A 16,726-nucleotide genomic window follows, 5' to 3' on the forward strand; every position below is an offset into this window, starting at 1 on the left:
GGGTAACAAATGTCTGGAGGATTGGTTACAGCTGCATACATTGTTGCCGCTATTTTGTTTATTTTCAGCCTGGCGGGCCTGTCGCGTCATGAAACGTCGAAGCAGGGCAACCTGTTCGGCGTCGCCGGTATGGCGATCGCGCTGATCGCCACCATTCTGGGGCCGGATTCCGGCAACGTCGGCTGGATCATCATCGCCATGATCATCGGCGGTTCGATCGGCGTCTATCTGGCGAAGAAGGTCGAGATGACCGAAATGCCGGAACTGGTGGCGGTGCTGCACAGCTTCGTTGGCCTGGCCGCGGTGCTGGTCGGTTTCAATAGCTACCTGGATCACGGCGCACCGATGGAACCGGTGATGGCGAATATCCATCTGACCGAAGTGTTCCTCGGTATCTTTATCGGTGCGGTGACCTTCACCGGTTCGATCGTCGCCTTCGGTAAGCTGCGCGGCATCATCTCTTCCAAGCCGCTGATGCTGCCGAATCGCCACAAGCTGAACCTGGCGGCGCTGGTGATCTCGTTCCTGCTGCTGGTGGCGTTCGTTCGCGCCGACAGCGTGGGCTGGCAGGTGGTGACGCTGCTGCTGATGACGGCGATCGCGCTGGCGTTCGGCTGGCATCTGGTTGCCTCGATCGGCGGCGCCGACATGCCGGTGGTGGTGTCGATGCTCAACTCTTACTCGGGGTGGGCCGCGGCCGCGGCGGGCTTCATGCTGAGCAACGATCTGCTGATCGTCACCGGCGCGCTGGTGGGCTCTTCGGGGGCGATCCTGTCTTACATCATGTGTAAGGCGATGAACCGTTCGTTTATCAGCGTGATCGCCGGCGGTTTCGGCAGTGACGGTTCATCCACCGGCGACGCCGAAGAGATGGGCGAATACCGTGAAACCACGGCGGAAGAGGTGGCCGAGCAGTTGAAGAACTCCACCTCGGTGATCATCACCCCGGGTTACGGCATGGCGGTGGCACAGGCGCAATATCCGGTGGCGGAAATCACCGAGAAACTGCGGGCGCGCGGCGTGAAGGTCCGTTTCGGTATTCACCCGGTCGCGGGGCGCTTGCCGGGCCACATGAACGTGCTGCTGGCGGAGGCGAAGGTGCCGTACGATGTGGTGCTGGAGATGGATGAAATCAACGAAGATTTCCCGGATACCGACACCGTGCTGGTGATCGGCGCCAACGACACGGTGAACCCGGCGGCGCTGGAAGATCCGCGCAGCCCGATCGCTGGCATGCCGGTACTGGAAGTGTGGAAAGCGCAGAACGTGATCGCGTTCAAACGGTCGATGAACACCGGCTACGCCGGCGTGCAGAACCCGCTGTTCTTCAAGGAGAACACTCAGATGCTGTTTGGCGACGCCAAAGACAGCGTGGAAGCGATTCTGCGGGCGTTGCAGAAGTAAAATTGGGCAACCAAAGAAAAACGGGCCGCTTAGCGGCCCGTTTTTTATACGCGAAGCTTAATCTTCGTCGTCGTGTTCGTCGTCTTCATCCGCTTCGATCGGGCAGTTGAAGTTTTCCGGTTTAATCACCAGCAGGTCGCATTTCAGATGATCGATCACATGTTCCGCGGTGTTGCCGATAAAGGCGGCTGAAATGCCGGTGCGGCCCAGGGTGCCCAGCACCACCACGCCGGCCTGCAGGTGTTCGGCCAGATCGGGGATCACCTCTTCCGGCAGGCCTTTTTCTACGTGGGTGAACTCTTCCTTAATGCAGAATTTCTGCCGCAGCGCCTTCATGGCGATCAGGTGCTGGCCGCGAATGGCGTCGTTGTAGACGCTCGGGTCGAAGTCGGGCAGTTCGATGGCGATGTTGATCGGCGTGACGGGATAGGCGCCGACCAGGTGAACCTCGGTCTGGTTGACGTTTTGCGCCAGTTCGACGGTTTCTTGCACCAGTTTGATATTGAGCGGGTCGTGATAGGGTTCTTCGCTGGCCAGGTTGACCGCCACCAGCGCTTTGCCGCCTTCCGGCCAGGGCTGGTCTTTCACCATCCACACCGGGCAAGGGCATTTGCGCAGCAGGTGCCAGTCGGTGGGGGTAAAGATCACCGACTCCAACCGGTCGTGCTGGTGCGCCATTTTCAGCAGCAGGTCATGTTGGCCAGAAAGCACTTCCTGAATGATGGCTTCGAAGGGGCGGTTATGCCAGACCACTTTGATTTCGATCGGCACGCCGTCGTTGAGGTAGAAGCGGCACTGTTCATTGATCCAGGCGGCGCGTTGGCTGATCACACCTTGCCGCATCGCCGTTCTTTCGTCCGGGGAGAGCAGGGTCGTCATTTCGTAAGAGAAGTCGTAAATGGGCAGGAAGGCTTTGATGCGCCCGCCGTTCCGTTTTACCAGGTACACGGCGCGGCGCAATGCCGGCTGATCGTCCTGATTGGGGTCAATAGCCACCAGAAGATTCTGATACTTCGCCATAGGGCCTCCTTACAGCTGAAATCAACAGTCTGTTAATTTACAGAGTAACCCAACATTGAAAAACAGAACAACAACAGAAGCGTGCCGGATCAACAATTTCGGGGAAATGTTGATCCGGCAGGGGGATCAGGCGTTGACGGTCACGTTGATACGTGGCGTTCCGGCCAGCACCGACAGGGCGTCGGCATTTTCGATGGTGATGTATTTGCCTTTCACGCTGAGAATTTCGCTTTTCTGGAAGCGGCCCAGCAGGCGGCTGATGGTTTCCACCGTCAGGCCGAGGTAGTTGCCGATGTCGCCACGGGTCATGGTCAACCGGAACTCGCGCGGTGAGAAGCCACGTTCCGCGAAGCGACGCGACAGGTTGTAAACGAACGCCGCCAGGCGCTCTTCGGCATTTTTCTTCGACAGCAGCAGGATCATGTCCTGGTCGCCTTTGATCTCGCCGCTCATCAGCCGCATGATCTGCTGACGCAGGTTGGGCATTTTGCCGGACAGATCGTCGAGGGTCTCGAACGGGATCTCGCACACCATCGAGGTTTCCAGCGCCTGGGCGAAGCTCGGGTGCTTCAGGCCGCCGATGGCATCGAAGCCCACCAGGTCACCCGCCAGGTGGAAACCGGTGATTTGCTCGTCGCCTTGCTCGGTGATGGTGTAGCTTTTGATGGTCCCGGAACGGATCGCGTACAGCGATTTCAGCTCGTCGCCGGCCTTGAACAGGGTCTGGCCTTTCTGGATGGGCTTTTTCCTCTCGATAATGTTGTCGAGCTGGTCCAGCTCGTGAGCATTAAGGGTGAAAGGAATGCACAGCTGGCTGATGCTGCAGTCCTGGCAATGGATCGCACAACCACCAGACTGGATACGACGAATCACGCGTTTTTCCGGGATCATAGATTACGCTCATTCAATAATTGATATGAGTCAATTTTAACATCTTTTGCTGCAGCTGATAAGGGTGGCATTAGCATGAATAGGGGTATTGTGTGCGAATTTTGCGCACACATGCCGCCGATTATTCTGTATGGGACTGAAGTTATGAGTATTATTTGTGACTTATGCGTTTTATTCACACAAGCTATTAATAGTACCCAAGTGGGCACGCGCGCGGCGAAGAGCAATGTGTTTTATTAAGCAGCGCCAAACAATGGCGCTGGATAGGTGGCTACAGCAAATTTTTCGGCAGGTAGCCTTCGTGCTGCAGCAGCCACTGCTTGCGTTGTACGCCGCCGGCATAGCCGGTCAGCGCGCCCTGCGAACCGATCACTCGGTGGCAGGGCACCACGATGCTGATCGGATTTGAACCGTTGGCCATGCCGACCGCGCGCGAGGCGGTCGGACGGCCGATGCGTTGCGCCAGTTGGCCGTAGGTCAGGATCTCGCCGCAGGGGATTTGGCGCAGCTGTTGCCACACGGTGCGTTGGAACTCGGTGCCGGCAGTCATCACCGGCAACCGATCGATAATGCTCAGTTCACCGGCGAAATAGCGCTGCATGGCGTCGGTCAGCCCGCTGGGATCGCGCTGTTCGCGCAGGGTGAAGCGATCGGCGCGGTAGTGGGTATTCAGCAGCTTCATGAGGCGCGCTTCGTGATCGGTCCAGTCAATCGCCCGCAGGCGCCCCTGTTCATCGGCAATCAGCACCAGTTCACCCACCGGCGTAGCGGTACGATCAATCAAAAAAGTCTGCATCTGGATCACTCCTCGGTTTAGTGTGGGGATTATCGCATGAAACGGAGGGAGACGATGGCGGATTTCGGACATGTTGATGGGCAACCGCAGGGTTACCCAAATAGGCGGCTCAGGGGAAGCCAGGGAGTCATTGTTCGACGAATTTATAAAATAAATTTATAAGTTATCAAGACAAGTTGTTTCTTGTTTATTATTTCATCAAGCATTGACACATTGGGGTTACTTATAGCTGATGGTCACACGCTTTAAATGGGGATCGTTATTCACCATTTCACTGGTGACGGCAGAGACTAATTCTTTTGGCATCTCTTTTAACGAAGAAGAAATATACCCGTTCTGATATTCCGTCACTTTGCCGAAACAGTTGGAGATAAGCTGTTCATCCTGATGTGTGATGGCGCAGGTTGGCGTAGTAATGGCGCCGGTGAAGCGCACGACGCCGGAGGCGACCTGGCTTCCGGAAAGCGGTTTTGCTTGCAGAGCGAAGGGCAGAATGACCAATGCGCTTAATACGGCTAAGTAATGGTTCATACGCTGTTCCTCTTAGAGTAAAGAATGCCGCCAATTAAAAACAAGCATGCTTGTTTTCATTAAATAAGCTATTTCGTGTGGCGAAATAAAAACTAATGGGCAAAATTCCTACTGCCTTCATCCAATGGATTTGATAATAGGGAGGTAGGGTGAGCAAAACCATGATTTGGATCATAGTGAAGGCCGGTTAATGGTTTCCGGTGCGGGCAGGGTAAAAGGCTGTGATCGTTCTCTCAGGAAAGCGGGGAATGGCGGGATGTTTTCGCCCCCGTGGTGTAACGGCAGGAACCGGGGGCGAGAGCGGGCTTACAGCATGCCGCTGCTGCCGCAGATGCGGATCTTTTCCGCTACCACTTCTTTCATCGCCAGCTTGCCGGGGACGATGTATTTGCGCGGATCGTTAGCATCCGGGTGCTGCGAAAAGTAGCTTTTTACCGCATCGGCGAAGGCGATTTTCAGTTCGGTAGCGACGTTGACCTTGCAGACGCCGAGCGAAATCGCGCGCTTGACCATCGCTTCCGGAATGCCGGAGGCGCCGTGCAGCACCAGGGGCACGTCCACCTGTTCGCGGATCAGCGCCAGGCGCTCGAAGTCCAGCTTCGGCTCGCCGTGATACAGGCCGTGGGCGGAACCGATCGCCACCGCCAGCGAATCGATGCCGGTGGCGGCGACAAACTCGCGTGCCGCCATCGGGTCGGTATAGAAGCTGTCCGCGGTATCGACGATCAGATCGTCTTCCTGCCCGCCCAGGCGGCCCAGCTCCGCCTCCACGCTGGCGCCATAGCGGTGGCACAGGGCCACTGCGGCGGCCACCTTGGCGATGTTCTGCTCGAACGGCAGATGGGAACCGTCGATCATCACCGAGCGGATACCGCTTTTCACCTTGTGCTCGATGTCGTCCAGCTCTTCGTGATGATCCAGATGCAGCGCCAGCGGCAAATCGTAGCGGTGCGCGGCCGATTGGCAAATGCCGATCAGGTAGTCGGTGCCGGCGTAGCTGAAGGTGCCGGGCGTGCCGGCCATGATCACCGGTGAGCGCAGCTCGGCGGCGGTCTCCGCCACCACCTGCACGGTTTCCAGATTGTGGACGTTAAACGCCGGAACGGCGTAACCCTGGCGCTGTGCCTTGAGCAGCATTTCTCGATTGGCTATCAGATACATGGGATCTCCTTACAACTCAGGGGAGGGAAAACGGTAAATCGTCACGCCTTTCACCACCCGGTTGACCTCGCCGGTCGGGCAAGGGTTGTCCGGGGTCAGCCCCAGCGCCAGCGAACTCTCGAAGGCCAGCATCTGGGTGAACAGCAGATACGGGAACAGCAGCCAGATATCGTCAGCCGCGTCGTGCATATTCAGCAGAGCGTCGGACAGGGATTGGCGTTCGCCGGTCAATCCGACCAACTGCATCGCCAGCCCGTCGCGCTGCAGCTCGTTCCACAGATCGCGGTCATACTGGCGGGCGTAGTCGTCGTGGGAGAACATCAGCACCACCAACGTCTGGCCGTCGACCATGAATTTCGGGCCGTGGCGCAGGCCGAGCGGCGAGTCGTAGCGTGTAACGATGCGGCCGGCGGTCAGCTCCAGCATCTTAAGTGAGGCCTCTTCGGCGAGGCCGGTAAAGCAGCTGCCGCCGAGGGTGATGTAGCGGCGGAAGCCGCTGGCGGCCAGCGCTTTCACCTGCGCCTGCAGCGTTTCACGCAGTTCTCGGCAGCGCTGCACCATGGCACTCAGCGGTGCCTGGGCGGCCTCGAGCGACGTTGGGCCGAGCAGCAGCGCGGCGCTCAGCATCATACAGCTGAAGCTGGAGGTCATGGCGAAGCTCTGATCGTTGGAACCTTGCGGCATCACCAGCGAACAGACGTTGTCACGCCGATGCGCGTACTGCGCCAGCCGGCTGTCCGGGTTGCACACTAGCATCAGGTGATAGCTTTCCGGCAGCAGCTGGTCGGCCAGCTCCACCGTCGCCACGCTTTCGGGGCTGTTGCCCGAGCGGGCGAAAGAGACCAGCAGCGTCGGCCGATCAGGGTCGAGATACTGCAGCGGGTTGGCGACGATATCGGTGGTGCCGTAGGCTACCACGTCGCGGCCGGTGCGTTCGCGCAGCCAGGGCGCCAGGGCACGGCCGGCAAATGCCGAACTGCCGGCGCCGCACAGGACGATCTGCAGGCGCGGATTGGCCAGCAGCGGCGCCAGGAACGGCTGCCACTGCGCCTGTTGATCCTGCAGCTGCCGGTGCAGCGCTGCCCACAGATCCGGCTGTTGCCAAATTTCTGCGGCGGTGTGCCAGGCGTTGCGCTGCTTCAGCCAATCCGCCTCGTAAGAGAAATACGCGTTCATGATGACAGCTCCTTAAAAAGCCTCGGTTAACGGTCGGCGATAATCACGTCGATCCCTAAATGGTGCAGCGCCTGCAGGTAGTGCGCCGGAATGCGGCTGTCGGTGACCAGACGGTGGATCTGACCGATTTCGCGGATCATGCAAAAACTGGTGCGGCCGAATTTGCTGGCGTCGGCGATGGCGATCACTTCACGCGCCACCTCGCACATCACGCGGTTCAGCTGCGCTTCGCCCGGATCCGGCGTGGTGATGCCGCTCGTGAGATCGAAACCGTCGACGCCGAGAAACAGCTTGTCGAACCGGTATTGGTGCAGCTGCTGTTCGGCGGCAGGGCCGTACAGCGACCAAGCCTTGCGGCGCACGCTGCCCCCGACCACCATCAGATCGATCTGCTCGTTGCTGGCTAATTCGTAGGCGATGTTTAGCGCGTTGGTCATCACCACCAGATCCTTTTTCCCCGCCAACTGCGGCGCCATCTGGCTGGTGGTGGAGCCGGAGTCGAGGATGACGGCATCGCCGTCTTCAATCAGCGCCGCGGCCGCGCAGGCGATGACGTGTTTTACGTCGCGATTGAGGCGGCCCTTGTCCTGCAATGGGCGGTCGAAGGCGAACTGTTTGTTCAACATAGCGCCGCCGTAGGCGCGCACCGCGCAGCCGTGTTTTTCCAGCTGGCGCAGATCGCTGCGGATAGTGACGCTGGACACCGAAAACTGCTGGCTGAGCTGCTCCACGCGCACTGTGCCCTCGCGGCACAGCTGGTCGATAATTAATTCCCGGCGTTTTGCGGTATTGATCATTAACGCAGACTCCTGATTTACCTGTAGCCGTGCCCGACCGCGGCTTAATAAGCCGCAGCGATACCGACCGGAGCGCTTTCAGTTGTTCGTGGCGAATTACAGCAAACGAAACACTGAAATGCAATCGGTTAATTTTAAAATATCTATATCTATCAGATGGTTATATTTAATTTTGCTTTCAGTTTAATGCCAACCGAAAGCGGTGTTAACGCAAAGTGAAAACGGCAAATTCGTTATTTTTCAGTCGCCAATTCCCGGCATTTAATTATTCAGCCCGTCGAGGCCGAAAGCCGCAACGATCGCTCGACAACCGCCAGGCTTTCACTGTTTTTTTATGCCGGCGCGCGTAAAAGCGCCGCGCCGCGTACGCCGCTGCTGTCACCGTGCACCGGCGGGAACACCGCCGCCGGTTCCACGCCCGGCAGCAGCCAGCGCCGCATCACCGGCGGCAACAGCCGGTAAAGCTCGCCGACGTTGGACAATCCACCGCCCAGCACGAAGGCATCAACATCCAGCAGCAGCTGTAAGCCGGCCAGTGCGCTGGCCAGAATGTCGACGTAAATCGTCATCAGCCGATGCGCGAGCGCATCACCGGCACGATAGCTGGCGACCAGCGCTGGCACGTCGGCGGCCGGATGGGCGAAATGGCGGCTCAGCGCCAGCAGTCCGCTGCCGGAGACGTAGCGCTCAAAGCAGCCGGTCAGCCCACAGTTGCAGCCGAACAGCGGCAGATCGTAACGCTGCGCCAACTGGGCCGAGATCGGCATATGGCCCCATTCACCCGCCACGCCGCTGCGTCCCTTATGCAGTTGCCGGTTCACCACCAGGCCACCGCCGGCGCCGGTGCCGATGATGGCGCCGAACACCAGCGGCAGGTGTGCGGTTTGCGGCGTACTGGCTTCCGACAGCGCGAAGCAGCGGCAATCGTTCTCGATGGCGATCGGCCGCGCCAGCGCCCGCGTTAAATCATCCGCCAGGCAATGCCCGGTCAGGCAGGGCACGTTGACCGCCAGCTGGCGGCGGCTGACGGGATCGGTGATCCCCGGTAAACCGATGCCGATGCTGCCGCGCGTATGCAGTTCGCGATCCGCCTGCTCGACCAGCCCGGCGATGCAGGCCACGAATTCGCCGTAATCTCTGGTAGGGGTGCGCACCCGCTGGATCAGCACCTGATTGAGCCGGCGATCGTAAGCGGCCATTTCAATCTTGGTGCCGCCGATGTCGAAGCCGTAACGCATCTCTGTCGTGGCCATGCTTCAGGCTCCGTTCAGGGCGATCACCGCCGCTTCACGGCGTGCGCGTTCGGCGGCGAACACCATCAGGTGGCTCTCCAGCGCTTCGGCCGGGCCGGCCAGCACCTGGCTCGGATCGTTGGCGCGAATGGCCGCGATAAAGTGCTGCATCAGGTAGTAGTCGCCGCCGCCGTGGCCGCCCATCGCGTGCAGATCCTGGCCGGCGTCGGTGTCGTAATGCGTTTCGCCGTCGTCGAGGAACGAGGTGATGCGGATATGGCGGCCGTCGCCTTCCAGGCAGCCGCGGCTGCCGAAGATGCGGGTGTGGCGATCTTCGTGGCGAGTGAAGGCCGTCATGGTGAACGACGCAGTGCGGCCGCCGGCGAACTGCATGTTGACCACCTGATGGTCGACCACGTTATTGTCGCAGCGGTAGACGCAGCGGCCGTAGGGCCCGTCGCGCAGCGCCGCCCGCAGCGTCGTCTGGTCGGGTTCCGGCGTCAGCACCCGCAGAAAACCGGGCGTGGCCTTGTGATCGTCGCCCAGATAGATGCGTTTGGCGGAATAGGGACAGGCTGCCTCCACTGCGCAATCCAGGCAGTTGTCCGCCGCGCCGGCCGGTTGGTTTTCCCGGCGGAAGTGGTGCAGGTTGCCGAAGGAGCTGACCTGTTCGCAGGGCTGTTCCATCACGTAGCGGATCCAGTCGATGTCGTGGCAGGATTTCTGCAACAGCATAAACGCGGCCTGTTGATCGTTGCGCCAGTTGCCGCGCACGAAGGAGTGCGCCTGATGCCAGTAGCCAACCGGTTCTAAGTGTTGCAGGCTGACGATGTCGCCGATCGCGCCGTCGCGCAGCAGCTGTTTGAGCTTTTGGGTATAGCGGGTATAGCGCAGCACGTGGCCGACTGAGAAGATCAGCTTTTGGCGCACGACCTCTGCGACGATGGCCCGGCACTCGTCGGCGTCCGGCGACAGCGGTTTTTCCAGCAGCATGGCGTAGCCCTGACGGGCGAAGGCCAGCGCCGGCTCTAGGTGCATCTGATCCTGAGTGCAGATCAGCACCGCGTCGGCCAGCTTGCCGGCGTCGGCGGCCTGGCGCCAGTCGGTGAAGACGTTTTCCGGCGCGATGGCGTGCTGCACCACGAACGGCTCGCGGTAGGCATCGCGCGGTTCCGCCACCGCCACCACCTGCATCAAATCGGGGTGCGCCAGCGCATAGCGCGAGTAGATTTCACCGCGCGCACCGGCGCCGACGACCAGCACTCGCACCGGGCGCTGGGCAACGTTGTTGGGTTGTGTTGACGACATTGCTGATACTCCGCTGTTGTTATTTGAGGTTTTGGCCGCTGAGCTCGTCGAACAAATGCGCGCGCGTCAGATCGAATGCCAGATGAATGCTTTCGCCGAGGCGCGGCTCCCAGTCCGGCAGCGACGCCATGCGCAGCACGAAGCGCAGGTCAGCCAGTTCGCAGTGCAGTAACTCTTCGTTGCCCATGCGCTCGATGGTGACGATCTGCGCCGGGAAACAGTTGGCGCTGCCGGGCGCACACAGCCGCAGGGACTCCGGCCGGATGCCGAGACACACCCGCGCATGCGGGTAGTCGGCCAACTGCCGTTGCAGCGCCGGCGGCAGATCGAGCTGGTGCTGCAGGCCGATACGCAGCCGCACCGTTTGGCCGTCGCGCACGATCGCCAGATCGTGCAAATTCATCGACGGGCTGCCGATAAACTCGGCGACGAAACGGTTGGCGGGGTGGTGGTACAGATTGATCGGTTTATCCACCTGCATGATGGCGCCGCGATTCATCACGCAAATGCGATCGCCCATGGTCATCGCTTCGACCTGATCGTGGGTGACGTACACCATGGTGGCGGCGGCGCCTTCCTGCTTCAGCTGGTTGTGCAGTTCGATCAGCTGTACGCGCATCGACACTCGCAGCTTGGCGTCGAGGTTGGACAGCGGCTCATCGAACAGGAACACCTTGGGCTTGCGCACGATGGCTCGGCCGACCGCCACCCGCTGGCACTGGCCGCCGGAGAGCTGGCCCGGCTTACGCTGCAGCAGGTTGGTGATCTCCAGTTTTTCCGCCGCGTCGCGCACCCGGCGGTCGATCTCGGCCTTGCTCTCTTTGCCGATCAGGCCGAACGCCATGTTCTTGTACACCGTCATGTGCGGGTACAGCGCATAGTTCTGGAACACCATGGCGATGCCGCGATCCTTCGGCATGCTGTCGTTGACGCAGCGATCGTGGATCAGGATCTGCCCCTCGCTGACGCTCTCCAGCCCGGCGATCATCCGCAGCAGGGTAGACTTGGCGCAGCCGGACGGGCCGACGAACACCATAAATTCCCCGTCTTCAATTTCCAGATCGACGCCGTGCAGCGCGTGGAAACCGTTGGGGTAGACTTTTTTAACGCTGTTTAACTGAATTCCGGCCATGTCGTTTACCTTGTCTGCGCGTTAGCCTTTCACCCCGGCGCTGGCGATGCCCTGGATGAAATAGCGTTGGAAAATAATGAACAGCATCAACATCGGGATCACCGCCATCAGCGCCCCGGCCATCAGCAACGGGTATTCCACCCCGGCGCGGCTGGAGAGCGAGGCGAGGCCAACCGGCAGCGTCAGCTTCTCGGTGGTGGTATTGACGATCAGCGGCCACATCAGGTTGTTCCAGCTCCACAGGCCATTGATGATGACGCAGGCGATAATGCCTGGCCGGATCAGCGGCAGCATGATGCGCCAGAAGATGGCGAAGTAGCTGTAGCCGTCGATCAAAGCCGCTTCTTCCATTTCCTTCGGTACCGCCAGGAAGAACTGGCGCAGCAGGAAGGTGGCGTAAACGCTGAAAATGCCCGGCAGCACCAACCCGGTGATGCTGTTGACCAGCCCCAGCTTCTGTACCACCAGGAATTGCGGGATCAGAAACGCCTGGCCGGGCACCATCAGGATCGACACGCATACCAGAAACACCGCGTCGCGGCCGCGAAAATGCAGGCGCGAGAAGCCATAGGCGGCCAGGGTAGCGATCGCCATCTGCAGGGTGACGGTGAAGAAAGTCGCCAGCAGCGAGTTGAGGTAAAAGCCGGCGAACGGGATTTCGTGCATCACCCGACCGTAGGCCTGCAGGCTAGGGTGCGCCGGCAGCAGCGTCAGCGGGATCTGAATGCTCTCGGCCTGGGTTTTCAGCGAGGTCACCAGCATCCAGATAAAGGGCACCACCGAGGCCAGCGCCGCCAGCCCCATAAACAGGTACACCAGCGTTTTCTTGCTTGCGTTCATGTGCAGCTCCTCAGCTGACTTTCAGGCGCTTGCCGATCGCCATTTGAATCAGGGTGATCACCAGCGTGACGGCGAACAGCACCACGGTGATGGCGGAAGCGTAGCCTTTTTCCTGCAGGTAAAACGCGTACTTGTAGAACAGGTTGGTGACGGTCATCACGTCGTTTTCCACCAGCGCGCGGTCGAACATCAGGAACACCACGTCGAAGATTTGCAGGATCTCGATAAAGCTCATCACCGACACGAAAAACAGCGTCGGCACCATCATCGGCAACGTGATACAGAAGAAGCGGCGCAGGGTGCCGATGCCGTCGATATCCGCCGCCTCGTACAGCTGGCGCGGAATGCTCTGCAGCCCGGCCAGCAAAATGATGATCTTCAGCGCCAGCGACGACCAGATGATGATGATGGACACGCTGATGCGCACCACGTCCGGATCGGACAGCCAGGCGACCGGCGCAATGTGCAGCAGGCCCAGCGCCTGGTTGATCAGGCCGAAATCCTTGTTGAACAGCCATTGCCACACCATGGCCACCGCCGCAGGCATGGTGACCGCCGGCAGGAACAGCAGGGTGCGCAGCAGGCCTTTGCCACGGATGTTCTGATTGAGGCCGATCGCCAGCAGCAGCGACAGGCTCAGGCTGATCGGCACGCACACCACCACGTAGAACAAGGTGTTGGCGGCGGCGGTGTAGAAGTCATCGTCTTCGAACAGGTTGAGATAGTTATCGACGCTGATGCTGCTCCAGCGCATGAACTGGTTCAGATCGGTAAAGCTGTAAAAAATGTTTTGCAAAAAGGGGATCAGGTAAAACACCGTCACCCCCAACAACAGCGGCAGGATCATCACCCAGCCCCAGAAGCGTTCGGCGCGTTCGAGCCGATTGAGCGCGGGGCGGGCGGTGCGCCGGGATGGTTTCAGGGTGACCGTAGCCGTTTCTGCCAGCGACATGTTGCCATTCCTCACCTATGACGTTCAGCGTGGGTCCACCGCGGCGCGTGCTCGGGGCTGCGCGCCGCGGCGGGGCGATTACTGCTCCATGACGCGCGCGATCTTCTTGACCGATTTGTCCATTTCCTGCTTAGCGTCCGCGCCCATAAAGATCTTCTTCAGGCTGGCGATCCACATGTTCTGCCACTTCGGCGTATTGGTGCCGGCGGTGGGGTAAGCCTGGGTCACTTCAAGGGTCTGGATATAAGGCGAAACGTCGACTTTCTGAATCTGCTGCGCCCAGACCTTGGCCGCCGTCTTATTGGCCGGGATCACCACCTTGGCCAGCTCAGCCTGTGAGGCTTCGCTGCTCATGAAGGCAATATATTTCCAGGCGGCCTGCTTATGGGCGCTTTTGGCCGACATGGCGAAGGCCAGGCTGTGCGCCACGCCGGACTGGCGTTCAATTTTGGGCATCATCACCACGCCGATGTGGTCGTTGATCAGCGGGTTATTGGCGAACGGTGCCGCCAGCCAGGAACCGGCATAGACCATCGCCGCGCGGTTGGACTGGAAGATGTTCTCGGTTTTGACTTCGCTCATCTGCTGGGCGCTTGGCATCAGGCCGTCTTTCATCATGCCCTGCAGCTGCTGGTAGACCCAGAGGGATTTGTCGTTGGCGATGTCGGTGGGCTGGCCGTCTTTCGGCACGATGTGATTGCCGTTTTGGAACAGCAGGTTCATGTAACTGTCCTGACCGTCGATGCTGAGATCCATCACCAGCGGGAAGGCCGTGCCTTTCAGCCCGTTTTTCAGCGCGGTAGCCTTGCTTTTCAGATCGTCCCAGTTCCAGTCGCTGGTGGGGTAGCTGACGCCGGCCTGATCGAACAGTTTTTTGTTGTACCACACGGCGATGGAATCGACGTCGCGCGGGATGGCCATCTGCTGGTCGTCGTACTGGTAGGCTTTCACCGAGCTGGCGACCACGTCGTCCAGCTTAAGGCCGCTGTCTTTAATATAGGGTGCCAGCGGCTCCATAATGCCGTTTTTGGCGTACTGCACAAAATAAGGCATATTGATCCAGAATATATCCGGCGCCACGCCGCCGGCGGCTGCGGAATCTAATTTAACGAAATATTGTGCCGAGGGGGTTAATTCTATTTCTATTTTTATATCCGGGTTGGCCTGCTCAAATCGCTTAGCAATCTCCTGTTCGGATGATAATTGATTTCTGTCCCAAACGGCATAGCGCAATGTTATTTTATCTGCGGCGTGGAGCAGTGTGGGCAATAATAATGCGCTGGCAAGAATAGAGTGCGCCAGCAGGCGGCCGGTATTTTTTATCGGTGACATTGCTTTCCCCTCGGTGAGCGACGAATAGCGTTTTTCGCAACGTAAATTCTTTCTATCCCTTAACTTTCAATGTGTCAATACACCCCCAAATGCCCAAAAATGGGGCGTTGATGTTTCATTGTTGTTAAAATCGAAAGGCTTTGACGGCCAAGTGAAAGGTGTGTTTATTCACAATTCGTTAACCTTTTGACGGGTTTTTTCCCCGGTGGCGCGGCATTTAGCGGCCTTCGCAGGCATAGGAATAACTGATAACCCTTGCACCATAATGGGGATTAAAAACATTTTTATTGTGCAAGCTTCTGCTTCTTTCATTTTTGTGATGCAAATAAACAAAAAAATCTTGCTGTGGCTGTCAGAGGAGGGGGCAGGAACGTTTTTTATTGCCGGCTATTGTCTGTGGCGATAAAAGACGTTAGCCTGAATTTCACAATATTGATTTATCCAAAATAAAGAGGGCCGATTATCATGCGCCTGTCTCTGGTATTTACGCATTGCCTGGAGAAAGTATTTCATTGCCAAAATATGCCGCCCGTTGCCGTAGAAAATCGGCTGAGCGGGTTAAATAACGAGGTGCTTTCCTGGCAGGCGGTGTACTGTTTGCAAACCCCGGGCAACGAGACTCGCCATGAGCTCAGTTATCAACTTGACGGACCGCTGGCGGCGTATATCAGCGTGCGCCAGGTGCAATCGGTACCGAGCGGTTTTCCCTGTTATCGCGAGATCGATGAGAATTACCTGACGACCGAGCCGGGCTTATTTCCCGATCCGCTGATGCCGCTGCCGCAACGGCGTTTTTTTGCCGCCTGCCGCTATTATGGCAGCCTGTGGCTGACCTTGACGCCGCCGGCCGACGCGCAACTGGCTGGTGACTTTCCGTTGACCCTGCGGCTGCGGGATGCCCAGAGCGGTGAGGCGCTGGCCGAGGCCACGCTGACGCTGCATCTGGTGCCGGCGGCGTTGCCGCCGCAAACGCTGTTGCACACCGAGTGGTTGCACACCGACTGCCTGGCGGATTACTACCGTCTGGCGGTGTTCAGCCCGGATTACTGGCGCGCGGTGCGCAACTTTGTGCGCTGTGCGGTGCAGGCGGGGGTTAATATGCTGCTGACGCCGCTGTTTACGCCGCCGCTGGATACCGCCGTCGGCGGTGAACGCACCACGGTGCAGTTGGTGAGGGTGTCGCGTTCGGCGCAGGGGTATGACTTCGATTTCAGTCTCCTGGCGCAGTGGATAGCGTTGGCGCAGGAAGAGGGCATCGAGCACTTCGAAATCGCGCCGCTGTTTACCCAATGGGGCGCGGCACATGCGCCGAAGATCGTGGTGGAGGAGCAGGGCGAGGCGCGACCGCTTTTCGGCTGGCACACCGATGCGCAGGGCGAAGCGTACCAGCGTTTTCTGCAGGCGCTGCTGCCGGCGTTGACCGCCTGGTTCCGCGAACGGGGGCTGGAACGGCAGGTGTGGTTCCATGTTTCCGATGAGCCGACGCTGGACAACCTGGCGGCCTACCAGCGCGCCAGCGCCGCGCTACGCCCATTGCTGGATGGCTTTCGCACCTTCGATGCGCTGTCGGATTTCGCTTTCTATCAGCGAGGCCTGGTGGAAATCCCGGTCGCTGCCACCGATCATATCGAACCCTTTATCGAACACCGGGTGCCTGGCCTGTGGGCCTATTATTGCTGCGTACAGAAGACCGAGGTCGCCAACCGGTTCTTCGCCCAGCCTTCGGCGCGCAACCGCATATTGGGCGTGCAGCTCTATCTGTACCGCATCGCCGGCTTCCTGCATTGGGGATTCAACTTCTATAACAGCGCTCATTCGCGCGAGCGCATCAACCCTTACGCCGTGACCGACAGCGGCCATGCGTTTCCCTCCGGCGATCCGTTCGTGGTCTATCCGGGCGAGGATCTGCAGCCGCTGGAGTCGCTGCGCCTGCGGGTGCTGCATCAGGGGCTGCAGGACATGCGCGCGCTGCAGCTGCTGGAGAGTCTGACCGACCGGGCAACGGTTGAGGCGCTGATCGAACGCGAGCTGGGCATGCGCATTACCTTCAAACGTTATCCGCACCAGGCCGGGCCGCTGCTGCGCTTGCGCGAAGCGGTGAACCGCCGCATCGAAGCGCTGCTGGCGCCGATGTGAGGGCAAGTGGGGGCGAAA

At 59.4% G+C, this 16,726-nt stretch carries 15 protein-coding genes; 2 read left to right on the forward strand and 13 right to left on the reverse strand.

Features of this window, described 5'->3' with window-relative positions; translation table 11 throughout:
• Positions 1-9: 9 nt before the first annotated feature.
• Positions 10-1,404, forward strand: a complete 1,395-nt coding sequence (gene pntB / locus BVU99_RS15150; protein WP_025302964.1) for a Re/Si-specific NAD(P)(+) transhydrogenase subunit beta — start codon at positions 10-12, stop codon at positions 1,402-1,404.
• 57 nt (positions 1,405-1,461) lie between these two features.
• Here the strand turns inward: pntB and uspE are convergent, their stop codons facing one another.
• The 13 genes from uspE to BVU99_RS15215 form a co-directional block, all read right to left on the reverse strand.
• Positions 1,462-2,424: a universal stress protein UspE gene (uspE, locus tag BVU99_RS15155; RefSeq protein WP_004938281.1), complete on the reverse strand. Its 963-nt coding sequence runs from the start codon at positions 2,422-2,424 to the stop codon at positions 1,462-1,464.
• Positions 2,425-2,550: 126 nt separating this feature from the next.
• Positions 2,551-3,315 (reverse strand): FNR family transcription factor, encoded by a 765-nt coding sequence (locus tag BVU99_RS15160; protein ID WP_004938278.1) that lies wholly within the window; start codon positions 3,313-3,315, stop codon positions 2,551-2,553.
• Between the two features lie 271 nt (positions 3,316-3,586).
• Positions 3,587-4,111, reverse strand: coding sequence for a methylated-DNA--[protein]-cysteine S-methyltransferase (ogt, locus tag BVU99_RS15165; protein WP_025302963.1), 525 nt, complete (start codon positions 4,109-4,111; stop codon positions 3,587-3,589).
• A gap of 219 nt (positions 4,112-4,330) precedes the next feature.
• Positions 4,331-4,642 carry a hypothetical protein gene (locus BVU99_RS15170; protein WP_099817212.1) on the reverse strand — a complete coding sequence of 104 codons (312 nt, stop codon included), beginning with the start codon at positions 4,640-4,642 and terminating at the stop codon, positions 4,331-4,333.
• 306 nt (positions 4,643-4,948) lie between these two features.
• Positions 4,949-5,803 (reverse strand): tagatose bisphosphate family class II aldolase, encoded by an 855-nt coding sequence (locus tag BVU99_RS15175; RefSeq protein WP_025302961.1) that lies wholly within the window; start codon positions 5,801-5,803, stop codon positions 4,949-4,951.
• A gap of 9 nt (positions 5,804-5,812) precedes the next feature.
• The gene (locus BVU99_RS15180; protein WP_099817213.1) at positions 5,813-6,979 is read right to left on the reverse strand and encodes an SIS domain-containing protein; all 1,167 of its coding nucleotides are present in this window, start codon (positions 6,977-6,979) and stop codon (positions 5,813-5,815) included.
• Positions 6,980-7,005: 26 nt separating this feature from the next.
• Entirely contained in the window at positions 7,006-7,776 is a 771-nt protein-coding gene (gene agaR, locus BVU99_RS15185; protein WP_099817214.1) for a transcriptional repressor AgaR, read from the reverse strand.
• A 332-nt stretch (positions 7,777-8,108) separates the two neighbouring features.
• A complete protein-coding gene (locus BVU99_RS15190; RefSeq protein WP_049275861.1) occupies positions 8,109-9,014 on the reverse strand; it encodes an ROK family protein in 906 nt (301 codons plus the stop codon).
• A gap of 18 nt (positions 9,015-9,032) precedes the next feature.
• Positions 9,033-10,316 carry a Gfo/Idh/MocA family oxidoreductase gene (locus BVU99_RS15195; protein ID WP_043143427.1) on the reverse strand — a complete coding sequence of 428 codons (1,284 nt, stop codon included), beginning with the start codon at positions 10,314-10,316 and terminating at the stop codon, positions 9,033-9,035.
• A gap of 19 nt (positions 10,317-10,335) precedes the next feature.
• Positions 10,336-11,448, reverse strand: coding sequence for a sn-glycerol-3-phosphate ABC transporter ATP-binding protein UgpC (gene ugpC / locus BVU99_RS15200; protein WP_025302956.1), 1,113 nt, complete (start codon positions 11,446-11,448; stop codon positions 10,336-10,338).
• Between the two features lie 21 nt (positions 11,449-11,469).
• Positions 11,470-12,288, reverse strand: a complete 819-nt coding sequence (locus tag BVU99_RS15205; RefSeq protein ID WP_004938251.1) for a carbohydrate ABC transporter permease — start codon at positions 12,286-12,288, stop codon at positions 11,470-11,472.
• A 10-nt stretch (positions 12,289-12,298) separates the two neighbouring features.
• The gene (locus BVU99_RS15210) at positions 12,299-13,240 is read right to left on the reverse strand and encodes a sugar ABC transporter permease (RefSeq protein WP_025302955.1); all 942 of its coding nucleotides are present in this window, start codon (positions 13,238-13,240) and stop codon (positions 12,299-12,301) included.
• A 78-nt stretch (positions 13,241-13,318) separates the two neighbouring features.
• Positions 13,319-14,572, reverse strand: coding sequence for a sugar ABC transporter substrate-binding protein (locus tag BVU99_RS15215; protein ID WP_099817215.1), 1,254 nt, complete (start codon positions 14,570-14,572; stop codon positions 13,319-13,321).
• A gap of 465 nt (positions 14,573-15,037) precedes the next feature.
• On the opposite strand from BVU99_RS15215, the gene BVU99_RS15220 reads away from it, so the two are divergent.
• Complete coding sequence (locus BVU99_RS15220; RefSeq protein WP_099817216.1) at positions 15,038-16,708, forward strand: DUF4091 domain-containing protein; 1,671 nt, start codon at positions 15,038-15,040, stop codon at positions 16,706-16,708.
• The last annotated feature ends 18 nt before the right edge of the window (positions 16,709-16,726 follow it).

The organism is Serratia sp. OLAL2, from assembly GCF_002752475.1.
In the GTDB taxonomy this organism is placed as follows: Bacteria; Pseudomonadota; Gammaproteobacteria; order Enterobacterales; family Enterobacteriaceae; genus Serratia; species Serratia bockelmannii.

Coding starts and splice junctions, on each gene's coding strand:
- BVU99_RS15205 (WP_004938251.1), bottom strand. CDS start 12,288: ATGAACGCAAGCAAGAAAACGCTGGTGTACCTGTTTATGGGGCTGGCG.
- ugpC (WP_025302956.1), bottom strand. CDS start 11,448: ATGGCCGGAATTCAGTTAAACAGCGTTAAAAAAGTCTACCCCAACGGT.
- pntB (WP_025302964.1), top strand. CDS start 10: ATGTCTGGAGGATTGGTTACAGCTGCATACATTGTTGCCGCTATTTTG.
- BVU99_RS15180 (WP_099817213.1), bottom strand. CDS start 6,979: ATGAACGCGTATTTCTCTTACGAGGCGGATTGGCTGAAGCAGCGCAAC.
- BVU99_RS15220 (WP_099817216.1), top strand. CDS start 15,038: ATGCGCCTGTCTCTGGTATTTACGCATTGCCTGGAGAAAGTATTTCAT.
- ogt (WP_025302963.1), bottom strand. CDS start 4,111: ATGCAGACTTTTTTGATTGATCGTACCGCTACGCCGGTGGGTGAACTG.
- BVU99_RS15175 (WP_025302961.1), bottom strand. CDS start 5,803: ATGTATCTGATAGCCAATCGAGAAATGCTGCTCAAGGCACAGCGCCAG.
- BVU99_RS15195 (WP_043143427.1), bottom strand. CDS start 10,316: ATGTCGTCAACACAACCCAACAACGTTGCCCAGCGCCCGGTGCGAGTG.
- uspE (WP_004938281.1), bottom strand. CDS start 2,424: ATGGCGAAGTATCAGAATCTTCTGGTGGCTATTGACCCCAATCAGGAC.
- BVU99_RS15160 (WP_004938278.1), bottom strand. CDS start 3,315: ATGATCCCGGAAAAACGCGTGATTCGTCGTATCCAGTCTGGTGGTTGT.
- BVU99_RS15215 (WP_099817215.1), bottom strand. CDS start 14,572: ATGTCACCGATAAAAAATACCGGCCGCCTGCTGGCGCACTCTATTCTT.
- BVU99_RS15210 (WP_025302955.1), bottom strand. CDS start 13,240: ATGTCGCTGGCAGAAACGGCTACGGTCACCCTGAAACCATCCCGGCGC.
- BVU99_RS15190 (WP_049275861.1), bottom strand. CDS start 9,014: ATGCGTTACGGCTTCGACATCGGCGGCACCAAGATTGAAATGGCCGCT.
- agaR (WP_099817214.1), bottom strand. CDS start 7,776: ATGATCAATACCGCAAAACGCCGGGAATTAATTATCGACCAGCTGTGC.
- BVU99_RS15170 (WP_099817212.1), bottom strand. CDS start 4,642: ATGAACCATTACTTAGCCGTATTAAGCGCATTGGTCATTCTGCCCTTC.